This window comes from Plectonema cf. radiosum LEGE 06105 (assembly GCF_015207665.1).
Taxonomy (GTDB): Bacteria; Cyanobacteriota; Cyanobacteriia; order Cyanobacteriales; family Nostocaceae; genus Rivularia; species Rivularia radiosa_A.
Genome location: NZ_JADEWL010000026.1, coordinates 46,855 through 61,133, shown reverse-complemented (window position 1 = coordinate 61,133; position 14,279 = coordinate 46,855). Strand labels below are relative to the sequence as shown.

The following is a 14,279-nucleotide window of genomic DNA, read 5'->3' as shown; positions in this document are numbered from 1 at the left end:
GGTAATTCCTGAACTACGGAGCTTTTTAGAGTTAAAGTTACCGAACTACATGGTACCAGGAGCTTTTATCACCTTGGAGGCACTGCCACTAACACCAAATGGTAAGGTTGACCGTAAAGCACTACCTATACCTGAACTAACACAAGTATCATCTATAGTCCCTGCCTCCACACCAATCGAGAATTTATTAGCAGGTATTTGGGCAGAAGTACTTGCTATAGAAAAAGTAGGTATTGATAATAACTTCTTTGAATTAGGAGGACATTCCTTAATTGCAACTCGTGTGATTTCTCAAATCCGGCAAGTATTCCAAGTAGAGTTGCCTTTACGTTACTTATTTGAAAAACCAACAATAGCAGGATTAGCAAAAGAAATTGAGAAAGCGATTAACTTAGATTCAGCAGTTGAAGCGACGAGTATTGAGCAGATTCCACGCTCGCAACAATTACCACTATCATTTGCCCAACAACGACTGTGGTTTTTAGCCCAACTGCAACCAAATAGTTCCTTCTACAATATTCCTGCGGCTGTGAGGCTACAGGGAGAATTAAATCACAATGCATTAGAACGAAGCTTCAACGAAATTGTACGCCGTCATGAAGCCCTTAGAAGCAATTTCCTTTCAGTAGAAGGGCAAGCGGTAGCTGTAATCTCGGAAGATTTGCCCCTAAGATTATCAATACTAGATATCAGTTCCTTGAGTGCTTCCCAACAAGAAGCTGAAATTAAACATAATATTAGACAAGAAGCACAACAACCCTTTGACATCAGCAGCGACCATTTACTGAGAGTAAAACTATTACGTCTTAGTGAACAAGAACACATCGTACTACTGACAATGCACCACATCGTCTCGGACGGTTGGTCAGTTGGTGTATTAGTAGAAGAATTTTCTTCACTTTATTCTAACTTCTGTAATGAAGAACCCATCTCCTACCCAGAACTACCAGTACAGTATGTAGACTTTGCAGCTTGGCAACGACAATGGCTGCAAGGAGAAGTACTTGAAACCCAAATATCTTATTGGCTCAAGCAATTAGAGAACGCACCAAAAGTATTAGAATTACCCACAGACCACCCAAGACCAGCAATTCAAACTTACCGTGGTGCGACCTACTCATTTAAATTATCAAAAGAATTATCTGTAGCTTTAAATAAGTTAAGTCAGCAGCAGGGAACTACATTATTTATGACCCTGTTAGCAGGATTCCAAACACTGCTATGGCGTTATACAGCGCAAGAAGATATTGTGGTTGGTTCGCCGATTGCTAACCGTAATCGAGCAGAAATTGAGGGGTTAATTGGATTTTTTGTCAATACCCTGGTGTTGAGAACTAACTTAGCAGGAAACCCCAGTTTTGAAGAACTATTAAAACGGGTACGAGAGGTAGCACTAGGAGCTTATGCACATCAGGATTTGCCTTTTGAGTTGTTAGTTGAGCGACTACAACCACAGCGAGATTTAAGTTATGCACCATTGTTTCAAGTGATGTTTGTACTTCAGAATGCTCCAATGTCGGCTTTAGAGTTGCCTGGTTTAACTTTAACTCCCTTGGAAGGCGATAATGATACTTCTAAGTTTGATTTAACCCTATATATGACAGAAACTGAGTCGGGGTTGGTTGGAAGCTTAGAATACAATACTGATTTATTTGAGGAAAGTTCTATACAACGAATGGTGAGTCATTTGCAAACGTTGTTATCTGGAATTATTGCTAATCCACAACAGCGTTTGTCAGAGTTACCACTATTAACTGAATCTGACCAGCATCAATTACTGTGGGAATGGAATAATACAGAAGTAGAATATCCCCTCCTATGTATCCACGAATTATTTGAAGCCCAGGTAGAGAAAACTCCAGATGCAGTGGCAGTGGTATTTGAAAACCAACAACTGACCTATCGACAGTTGAACCAATGGGCAAATCAACTGGCACATTATTTACAGTCTCTCGGAGTTGGTTCGGGAGTGCTGGTGGGAATATGTTTTGAGCCATCCTTGGAGCAGGTGGTGAGCTTGCTGGCTGTTCTCAAAGCTAATGGCGTATATGTGCCGTTAGATCCGAACTATCCGCAAGAACGATTGTCGTTCATGCTAGAAAATTCCAATGTGCGTACCCTGTTGACTCAGGAGTCTCTGACTGAAAAGATTTCTTCTCAAAACGCCCATATCGTTTGTCTAGATAGGGATAGGGATGCCATTGCTAGAGAAAGCGTTGAAAATTTAAATCTTCAAACAACACCCGATGACTTGGCATACGCAATCTATACGTCCGGTTCTACCGGAAAACCCAAAGCGGTTCTCGGTAAGGTTCGTGGCATTGTCAATCGCTTGCATTGGATCTGGGAAACGCTACCATTTGCGGCTTCGGAGATTTGCATTCAAAAAACCTCCATCAATTTTGTCGATCATGTTGCGGAAATATTTTCTCCCCTTCTCAAAGGAATTCCGCTGGTGGTGGTTCCAGATAGTATACGGGGCGATGTTTCCAGGCTAATGAGCCTGTTGAGCGATAAAAAGATAACTAGAATTGTTGTTGTTCCATCCCTGCTCAAAGCGATGCTGGAAAATGCGGCTGAACAACTGACAAAACTTCGATATCTCAAATATGTGTTTTGCAGCGGCGAAGCCCTGCCAATAGGGTTAGCTGAGTCATTTCACCAGAAACTCAGTTCTGCCAGATTGTTCAATCTCTACGGCTCAAGTGAAGTTGCTGCTGATGTTACATTCTTTGAAGTCAATTTTTGGGAAACACGTCAAAGAATACTGCAATATTTCAAGCCAGAAGTTGTTTGTAATGCAACTGAAAACCAGTTTCTTGGGATTCACCACAAACCTTTTACCAAGCCTGGCATTAGTCCAGAAATACTAGCTACAAAATTTCAACAGAGCGAGTTACCCTTATATCCTATAAAAGTTGACGATTATTACGATAAGTTTTCCCAAGAGGTGCTTCCATATACAATCGATACGGGGTCTCCTACATACATTGGGCATATGACATCCGCTTTGCCTGATTTTATGCACGATATGAGCAAGATGATCTCACGATTGAACCAAAATCTGGTTAAAATTGAGACATCAAAGTCTTTAATATTTTTGGAAAGAGAGGCGATCGCCATGTTGCATCGTCTTGTTTATGAATGTTCGGGTGAATTTTACGAAGAAAATATTCAGCAGAAAAATCGAAATCTGGGTATTATAACAACTGGCGGTACAACAGCAAACATCAGTGCTTTATTGTGTGCGCGAAATTCGGGATTATTAAGCAAAGAAAATTCTGGTGAGTTATCAAAAGAAAGCCTTTATAAGGTTCTGAGTAAGAAGGGATATGACGATATCGTTATCATTGGCTCTCGGCTAATGCATTATTCTCTTAATAAAGCAGCTTCGATGTTAGGTTTGGGGACAGACAACATTGTTTTTATTGACAGTAATGATGACGAGAAGTTAGATATCAATCTGCTCAAAGAAAAAATAATAGAATGCAGGAGAAATAAGTTATACATCTTGGCACTTGTAGGTATCGCTGGAACAACAGAAACTGGTGAAATCGATCCCTTATGGGAAATGGGCGATATAGCGCAGGAATTCGGCATTCATTTTCATGTGGATGCAGCTTGGGGTGGTGCGACGATATTTTCCGACAAGCACAAAGGGAAATTGAAAGGGATTGACAAAGCTGATTCTATAACTATTTGTGGACATAAACAGTTATACCTACCCCAGGGTATTAGTGTTTGTTTGTTTAAAGACCCACAGATGTTAAACTTTGCCGAAACCACAGCCCGTTACCAGGCTCAGCGAGATACATTCGATGTAGGACGCTTCACAATTGAGGGGTCACGCTCGGCGATTTCGTTATGCTTACACGGGGCACTTCATATTATCGGTAAAAAGGGATACGAGATTCTAATTAACAATGGCATAGAGAAAGCCCAATATTTTTCCAGATTTATTGAGCAATTAGAACCATTTGAACTGATAATGGAACCAGCCTTAAATATCGTTAATTATCGATATGTCCCTGAAGATTTAAGAGCAAAAGCAACACAAAAATCTTTGAGTGACTATGATATCCAAAGAATTAATCAACAAAATATACAAATACAAAAAGAACAGTTTGAACAAGGACTGACTTTTGTATCTAAGACTACTCTGATGGACAGTTCTTATGATAAAGACAAAGAAATCGTTGTATTTCGGGCTGTTTTATCCAATCCGAATACGACTGCTACAGATTTACAGAGTGTTCTTGAGGATCAATTAAGAATTGCCAATCAAATTGAAGCAAGAAATAAAGAAAAAGGTGATAATTATGCTGCTGCGGAGTATTTTGAAGCAATACATTTGCAGTTGGCAGACAATCTAAAAATAGATATGGGAGAAACTCTAAAAGAATATTTGAAAAAAAATACAATTCCCATTGGAAAACCGATTTCAAACACGCAAATTTATATCCTGGACAAATATGGCAGTCTTCTTCCCCCAGGTGTTACGGGTGAGCTATATGTAGGAGGAGATGGACTAGCACAAGGGTATTTGAATCTGCCCGAGTTAACCCAGGAAAAGTTTATCCCCAATCCGTTTACGAAGGACAATGATAAAACTAAAACGGCAGCAGAAGCAAGATTATATCGCACTGGCGACCTAGCTCGCTGGCTGCCGGATGGCAATATCGAATTTGTAGGGCGTATTGACCATCAAGTTAAAATTCGCGGTTTTCGCATCGAACTCGGAGAAATTGAAGCAGTTGTCAGCCAACACCCAGCAGTGCGAGAAGCTGTAGTACTAGTCAGGGAAGATAAGGTAGATTTTCAACGAATAGTAGCTTATATAGTTGCTCAAAAAGAGCAAACACTGACAATTACTGAACTACGAGAATTTTTAGCATCAAAGTTACCAAACTACATGATTCCAAATGTTTTGCTGACCTTAGAGGCATTACCACTAATGCCTAATGGGAAAGTTGACCGCAAAGCACTACCTATACCCGACCAAGTACGCCCTGAATTAGAAGCAAAATATCTACCACCTCAAACTGAAGTAGAAAAAACGATTGCTAATATTTGGCAAGAAGTTCTTCGTGTTGAAGAAGTTGGTATTCATGATAATTTCTTTGAACTAGGTGGTCATTCATTGCTTTTGGTTCAAGTTCATAGTAAGTTGCAAAAAATATTTCAGCAACTTTCATTAGTTGATATTTTTCAATATCCAACCATCAACTATTTGACCAAATATTTAACAGCTTTACAAAATAAACAACAATTTGTTCAAGAAAATACTCATCAAAACAAAAGTCACACAGCTTCAATGAATCGTCGGAAACAAGCTCGGCAAAATCATCGAACTACAAAGCATAAAGAATAAAGGCTATTCGTTCATTTTATGAAATCAACTGTTCTTAGACTATAAAAGCTCAAGCAAACTTCACAAAAAGGACTGTAAATGGAAAATAAAAATAATTTAATTAATAGCTTTAATGATAAAGATGAAATTGCTATCATCGGTATGTCAGGTCGTTTCCCGGATGCCAATAACATCGATAGTTTTTGGCAAAATCTGCAAAATGGTGTAGAATCAATTTGTTTTTTTACTGATGAAGAATTAGCATCTACAGGAGTAGACCCAGCATTATTGAGCAATCATCAATATGTGAAGGCGGGTACTGTATTAGAAAATATAGAGCTATTTGATGCTTCATTTTTTGGCTTCACCCCTAGAGACGCAGAAATTACAGATCCACAACACCGGATTTTCATAGAATGTGTTTGGGAAGCTTTAGAAAATGCTGGTTATGATTCGGAAACTTACACTGGTCAAATAGGTCTTTTTGCTGGTACTACTGTTAGTAATTACTTATTATCAAATTTATATCCCAATCATGATTTTATAAAATCAGCCGATACATTCCAACTTTTTATTGGCAATGATAAAGACCATTTACCTACACAAATTTCTTATAAGTTAAATCTTAAAGGACCAAGTATAAATATTCAGACCACCTGTTCTACATCACTAGTTGCAGTCCACTTAGCCTGCCAAAGTTTGTTAAATGGCGAAAGCGATATTACGCTTGCTGGTGGTGTTTCGATACAAGTTCCCCAAAAAACTGGTTATTTGTATACTGAAGGAGGGATTAATTCTCCTGACGGACATTGCCGAGCCTTTGATGCTCAAGCTCAAGGAACTATTTTCGGCAGCGGTTTGGGTGTTGTGGTCTTGAAGCGATTAGAGGACGCTGTTGCTGATGGTGACTGTATTCATGCGGTAATTAAAGCTTCAGCTATCAATAATGACGGTTCTTTGAAGGTTGGATATACAGCTCCGAGTGTTGATGGTCAAAGAGAGGTGATTTTAGAAGCACTAGCTTTAGCTGGAGTTGAACCAGAAACCATCAATTATATTGAAGCACATGGAACCGGAACCCCTTTAGGAGACCCGATTGAAATCACGGCTCTTACACAAGCATTCCGTACCAGTACAGATAAAAAAGGCTTCTGTGCCATTGGGTCAGTAAAAACGAATATCGGGCATTTAAATACAGCAGCGGGGGTAACGGGATTAATTAAAACTGTACTAGCACTAAAACACAAACAAATACCTCCGAGCTTACATTTTGAAAAACCCAACCCAGAAATAGATTTCGCCAATAGTCCCTTCTTTGTCAACACCAAATTATCAGAGTGGGAGACAAACGGTACTCCTCGTCGTGCGGGTGTAAGTTCTTTTGGTATTGGCGGGACCAATGCCCATGTAATCTTAGAAGAAGCTCCAAACATTGAAGCTTCAAGTCCTTCGCGTCCTTATCAATTATTATTACTCTCAGCCAAAACCAGTACAGCTTTAGACACTGCAACAGTAAAACTGAGCGATTATTTAGAGCAAAACCCCGATATTACCCTACCTGATGTAGCTTATACCTTACAAGTGGGTCGCCGAGAATTTGACTATCGCCGGGTGGTAATTTGCCAAGACCTAGATGATGCGGTAAAATCGCTTCACAGCCAAGACCCACAAACTATTTTGAGTCACCACTGCAAGCCAGGTCATACTCAGGTTATCTTCATGTTTTCGGGACAAGGCTCACAATATGCAAACATGGGTAGGGAACTATATGAAATAGAACCAATATTTAAACAACACGTAGATAGCTGTGCCGAAATTTTGCAACCACACCTTGGTCTTGATATCCGTTCTTTACTTTACCCCAAACAAGCAGAGATTGAAATTGCTTCAAATCAACTCCAACAAACATCTCTGACTCAACCTGCGTTATTTGTTACAGAATACGCCTTGGCTCAGTTATTAATGTCTTGGGGAGTCCGTCCAGAAGCGATGATTGGTCATAGTATTGGGGAATATGTTGCCGCAACAATTGCAGATGTATTTTCTTTAGAAGATGCCCTAAAAATTGTGGCAAAAAGGGGAGAGTTAATGCAACAAGTACCCACAGGAAGTATGCTGGCAATTAAGATGCCAGAAAAAGACGTACAACAACTGCTCGATGGAAATCAGTTGTATCAAGAATGCTTACAAATTGCAGTAATTAACAGCCCCGAATCCTGTGTAGTTTCCGGAACAAACGAAGCAGTTGCAGCCCTAGAAAAGCAATTATCTGATCAAGAAGTTGAATGTCGGGAGTTACATACGTCTCATGCGTTTCATTCTGTGATGATGGAACCCATCTTAGAAGCATTTAATGAAGTATTTAAAACAGTCAAACTGAATTCACCTTCTATAAGCTTTATTTCTAACGTAACTGGTAATTGGATTACCGAACAACAAGCTAAAAATCCAGATTACTGGTGCCAACATTTACGAAAAACTGTTAGATTCTCGGATGGAATATCGCAATTAATACAGCAATTTGAAGGTGTTTTTCTAGAGGTGGGACCGGGAAGAACTTTAAGCATGTTGACGAGACAGCATTTAGATAGAAATACTAAACAACAGGTATTAACTTCGTTACACCATGTAAAAGAGCAACAATCAGATGTTAAATTTTTATTACAAACATTAGGTCGGTTGTGGCTTGCAGGTATAGAAATAGATTGGTCGGAGTTTTATACGAAAGAGCATCGTCATCGTTTACCTTTACCAACTTATCCCTTTGAACGACAAAGGTACTGGATTGATGCCAAATCCCCTTCCCCTTCTATAAATCAAAAAATAACCATATTAGATAATAAACAAGATATTGCTGACTGGTTTTATGTGCCTTCATGGAAACGCTCTTTACTAGCGGGAGCATCCTCCACTCAAATAAAATCTAAACAAGAAAAATGGCTATTTTTTGTTGATGATTTGGGAATTGGCAAGCAATTAGTTGATGTATTTAAAAATCAAAATAAAAATGTCATTACTGTTCAAAAAGGAGAACAGTTTAGCAAATTAAGTGAAGACATTTATACAATTAATCCATTGCTCGGTGAAGACTATGATATATTGCTTAAAGAATTAGTATCGTTAGGTCAAAAACCGGAACAAATTGCTTATTTATGGAGCGTAAGTCATGATGAAATAAATCAACTAAGTAACTATTTAGAATTCAACAGTTTATTATTTTTAACGCAAAGTCTTAGTAAGCTACAAATTAGCAATAGTTTACAAGTTTGGGTTATATCAAATAATATTCAAGATGTTAATGGTAATGAAAAACTCGATCCAGAGAAAGCAGCAATATTAGGCTTATGTAAAGTCATTCCGCAAGAGTATCCTAATATTGGCTGTCGGTGTATTGATATTAATTTAAATAACCACAGAGACGCAGCGAAAAGTGTTCGTCTTGGGGGTTTCCCCCATGAACAACTTTTCAAGACAAAAGACACAAAGGAAAGACAGGAATATTATGAAAGCCATATTGTTGATAAACTTTTTGATGAGTTAACTTCTGTATCCTCAGATAACGTAGTTGCTTATCGCGATTGCTACCGTTGGGTACAAACATTTGAACCAGTTAGCTTGCAATCAGTAGCTGAAGACGATATACCTTTCAAAAAACAAGGTGTTTATCTGTTTTCTGGTGGATTAGAAAGTATTGAAGTTGTGCTTGCAGAGTATTTAGCAAAAACTTTTCAAGCAAAACTCATATTTATAGAGGATTCTACATTTCCAGAAAAAGATTATTTCTCACAATGGCTTGAAACTCATGCTACTGATGATGAAGTAAGTTGCAAAATTCAACAATTACTAGCATTCGAGAATAACGGTACAGAAGTTTTAATACTGCGTGCAGATAAAACTAATTATGAACAAATACATCAAATCATTACAGATGAACATATTGGACAAATTAACGGGGTTATTTGCTCAACTGGAATTAAGCGCGAACATACATTTGCTTCCATTCCAGAAATCACAAACATCGAATTAGAAAATATATTACAATTACAACATAGTCAAATTTCAGTATTAGAACAAGTCTTACAAAATGTAAGTTTAGATTTTTGTATAGTTTTTTCTTCTTTATCTTCTATTTTAGGAGGATTTGGATTAAGTTTATATTCAGCAAGCAATCAATTTATAGATACTTTTATTAACCGACATAACCGGAATAATTGTTTACCGTGGTATATTATCAATTGGGATAAATTAAAACTGAATGTAAACCAAGAACAAACAGCACTTGAGCAATTACCTGGGTCAGGATTAGCTATTACCCCAACAGAAACTGTAGAAGTATTTAAACGAATATTTTCTTTAAAGTCAGGTACTCAAATTATTCTTTCTACGGTAGATATAAATGTCCGAAAAAATCATATATTTAGTCTAAACAAGAATACAAATTCCCAATCTACTAATCAATTAAATTCATTATCACGTTATTCTCGACCTAGCCTTACTAATTCCTATGTTGAGCCGACAAATTATTTAGAAAAACAAATTACGGAAATATGGCAACAAATACTTGGAATTGCAGAAATTGGTATTTACGATAACTTCTATGAATTAGGAGGAGATTCCCTTAGTGCAACTCAATTAGTTTCTCGATTGCGAAAAAAATTCCCTGTGGACTTACCACTGCGCGAACTTTTATCCGAGGCAATGATACCAGCCAAACAAGCAGAAATGCTCGAGCAAATTCTGTTGTCAAAGATAGAAGAATTATCTGAAGAAGAAGTAGCGGTTCTATTAACTAATTCATAAAATATAAATAATTATTAGCTATGAATACAAAATATTCTAATTTATCACCAGCCAAAAAAGCCCTTTTAGAAAAATGGAAGGGAGGAAAGCTTCAAAATAATGTTATTCCCAAGCGTCAAGACACTCAAAATATTCCCTTATCTTTTTCTCAACAAAGATTGTGGTTTATTGACCAGCTTTATCATGGGAGTCCTTTCTATAATATTCCTATTGCTTTTCATATACAAGGACATCTCAATATTGCAGCATTAGAGCAAAGCTTGAATGAAATTATCAAACGTCATGAAGTTTTGCGGACAAATTTTACCCTTGTAAATGGAGAACCAGTACAACAAATTGCTCCCGAATTGACTTGGGATTTATCTATTATTAACCTGGAACATTTGTCTGGTGAAAATTGGGAATCGCACGTTAAAAAGTTTGCAGCATCCTCCGCGAAAGAACCCTTTAATTTAGCTAAAGGACTGCTAATTAGAGCTACTTTACTGCGATTGAGTCAAGAAGAACAGGTTTTGCTTGTGACCATGCACCACATTATCACAGATGGATGGTCTTGGGGTGTGTTTTTGCACGAACTATCAACGCTGTATGCTGCTTTCTCGACAAATCAACCTTCCCCATTACCCGAACTCCCAATTCAGTATGCAGATTTTTCAATTTGGCAGCGCGATCGCATCCAAGATGAATTTCTCGCAACCCAATTAAATTACTGGAAGCAACAACTCAAGGGTGAGTTACCTATACTCCAATTACCTACAGACCATCCGCGACCTAATGCTACTACTTTCATTGGTGCCAAGCAATACTTTAAATTTTCAGCATCCCTGACTACTGCACTCAGGCAATTAAGTCAGCGAGAAGATAGCACTCTCTTTATGAGTTTGCTGGCAGCATTTAACATATTACTATACCGCTACACAAACCAAGAAGACATCTTGATTGGTTCTCCAATAGCCAACCGCAACCGCGCAGAATTGGAAGGAATGTTGGGTTTGTTTGTTAATACTTTGGTGTTACGTAATAACCTAGATGGAAATCCTAGTTTCTGCGAACTTTTACATCGAGTACGTGAGGTGACTCTTGATGCTTATGCACATCAGGATTTACCTTTTGAGATGCTTGTAGAAGAATTACAACCCGAACGAGATTTAAGTCAAAATCCACTTTACGAGGTTATGTTTGTATTGCAAAATACTCCAACCTCCGTGCATGAAGTATCTGGATTAACCTTTCGTACTTTGGAGTTTGATAGCGGTACATCTCAATTAGATATTTTTCTATCAATGTCTGAATCCGAAGACGGATTAACGGGTTGTTTGGAATACAATACGGATATTTTTGATTCAACAACAATAACCCAATTTATCAACAATTTCCAAACTTTATTAGAAAATGTAGTTGTAAATCCACAACAGCGTCTGAGTGAATTGTCACTTAATACTGCTTCCGAGCAAGAAAAACTATTATTTAAATTTAATCAAACTCGTGCAGATTATCCTCAAGATGCAACTTTACATCAATTATTCGAGCAACAAGTCGAGCAAACTCCTGACTCTTTAGCATTAATTAGCGAATCTGAGGAACTAACTTATCGTCAGCTCAACCATAGAGTTAATCAACTCGCACATTACTTACAAAACCAGGGAGTAACGAAGGACACGCTGATTGCTCTATGCCTGGAACGCTCTATAGATATGGTAGTGGGAATTTTAGCTATTATCAAAACTGGTGGTGCATACATTCCCCTTGATTCCAGCTATCCAGAGTCACGTCTAAATTTCATGCTCGCTGATTCTCAAGCATCGCTGTTAATTACCAAGCATGAGATATTAGAAAAAATATCTTTATCTTCAGCTAAAACCATTTGTTTAGATATTCATAAAGAAAAGATTGCTCAAGAAAGTTTAGAAAACCCCATTAGTATCTCAGAAACTGATAATCTTGCCTATATTATCTATACTTCTGGTTCGACTGGAACACCTAAAGGCGTTCTTGGCACCCATCGCGGTACAGTAAACGGCTTACACTGGCTATGGAAAACATATCCTTTTAGCCAGGGAGAAGTTTGCTGTCAGAAAACAGCGATTAGCTTTGTCGATTCGGTTTGGGAAATTTTTGCTCCTTTACTTCAAGGAGTTCCTACAGTAATCATCAGCAATGCAACTGTACTAGACTTGCAACTATTTATAGAAACTTTAGCGCATCACAAAGTTACTCGTATCATACTTGTACCCTCATTACTGCGCTTACTTCTTGATAATTACAGTCATCTCCTACAGAAATTATCTCAGCTAAAACTTTGGATAACTAGCGGAGAAGCAATTTCTGTAAAATTAGTTCAAAGTTTCCAAGAATTGATGCCAGAAGTAAAGCTGATCAACCTTTACGGTTCATCGGAAGTTTCCGCTAATGCTACTCACTACGACACCAGTTTACTACAAAATCAAGCACACAGTGTTCCCATTGGTCACCCGATTGATAATACTCAAATTTATGTATTGAATCGCGATTTACAACCAACACCTGTAGGAGTTGTTGGTGAACTTTATGTTGGTGGTGATGGGTTAGCAAAAGGCTATTTACACCGTCGGGAATTAACTCAGGAAAGATTTATTAATAACCCCTTTATTCCGGGAAATAAGCTTTATAAAACAGGCGATTTAGTACGATATCTTAAAGATGGAAATCTTGAGTATTTTGGTCGCCATGATGAACAAGTAAAAATCAGAGGTTTTCGAGTAGAATTAGGTGAAATAGCCACAGTAATTACCCAACATCCTGATGTACAAGAATCGGTTGTCATTGCGAGAAATGATGTTCAACAAAATCAGTGTTTGATTGCCTATATTGTAACAAGTAAACAAGATATAGCTGCACAATTGTTGCCCTATTTGCAACATAAATTACTTAGCTATATGGTACCATCTGCTTTTGTTGTAATGGATGCACTCCCACTATCACCTAATGGCAAAGTAGACAAACGTGCGCTAGCCAATAATGAAATTATTCGACAAAATACGAATAAGTCATTTGTTGCTCCCCGAAACTTTACGGAATTAGCTTTAGTAAAAATTTGGGGGAATCTTCTTAATACTAACCCTATTGGAGTGACAGACAACTTTTTTGAGTTGGGTGGTCACTCATTTTTAGCTGTCCGGTTAATGGCTCAAATTCAAGACAGATTTGGGCATAACCTTCCACTATCTACTCTTTTTGAAAATCCCACAATTGAAAAACTAGCAACCATCGTCAGTCAGCCATCTCGTCAAAAATCTGGTTCTCCTCTAGTAGCAATTAACTCTTCTGGCTCCAAGATACCTTTCTTCTGTATACATGGTGCTGGTGGAGGTATTACTCACTACTTTAATTTGTCCAGAAGACTTGGTGAAGATTATCCATTTTATGCTTTGGAAGATAATGTAGAGCAAGACAAACCAGAAATTATTTCAGTAGAAGAAACAGCAACTCGCTATCTGCAAGAAATTCGTAAAGTACAACCAAATGATCCATTACTTTTAGGTGGTCATTGTTACGGTGGTGTACTTGCCTTTGAAATGGCGCAGCAACTACAAAAGCAGGGTCAAACAGTAGGTTTAGTAGTTGTCATCGATGCTATATTACCAGAAACAAGCATTGAACCTACCAATGATGACGATACAAAATTTTTACTCCGCATAGCTGAATCAATAAAAACCGATAATAATATAGACTTTTCAGTACCTTTTGAACAACTTCGAGATTTGCCATTAACTGAGCAACTTCATTTAATTAATCAAAAAGCAAACTTCATCTTTAGCGATGCCGAAATTCAAGATTTTCTCCGTTATTACAAACTTTTCAAAGCTCATGTTCAAGCGATGCGAAATTATGTTCCCCTCTGTTATCCTCAGCCGATAACTCTATTTCGAGCGTCGGAGAAAATAGTTCATGACTTTAATAATCCAGAATGGTATACTGACGACCCTTTATTAGGATGGGGTAAGTATTCTAGTCAACCGATTCAATTTATTGACATCCCTGGAGACCATTTCTCGATTTTCGTTGAACCTCATATTCAAGAATTAGCTAAACAACTGAGAATTTATATCGATAATGCTATGAGCAATTTAAATAAATCATGAAATGAGAG

3 protein-coding genes are annotated in these 14,279 nt (G+C 37.8%); all 3 read left to right on the top strand.

Annotated elements, in window-relative coordinates; translation table 11 throughout:
- Positions 1 to 49 precede the first annotated feature (49 nt).
- The 3 genes from IQ247_RS10910 (at position 50) to IQ247_RS10900 (ending at position 14,271) form a co-directional block, all read left to right on the top strand.
- A complete protein-coding gene (locus IQ247_RS10910) occupies positions 50 to 5,371 on the top strand; it encodes an aminotransferase class V-fold PLP-dependent enzyme (protein WP_193919792.1) in 5,322 nt (1,773 codons plus the stop codon).
- 78 nt (positions 5,372 to 5,449) lie between these two features.
- Entirely contained in the window at positions 5,450 to 10,150 is a 4,701-nt protein-coding gene (locus IQ247_RS10905; protein WP_193919791.1) for a type I polyketide synthase, read from the top strand.
- A gap of 20 nt (positions 10,151 to 10,170) precedes the next feature.
- A complete protein-coding gene (locus IQ247_RS10900; RefSeq protein WP_193919790.1) occupies positions 10,171 to 14,271 on the top strand; it encodes a non-ribosomal peptide synthetase in 4,101 nt (1,366 codons plus the stop codon).
- Positions 14,272 to 14,279 lie beyond the last annotated feature (8 nt).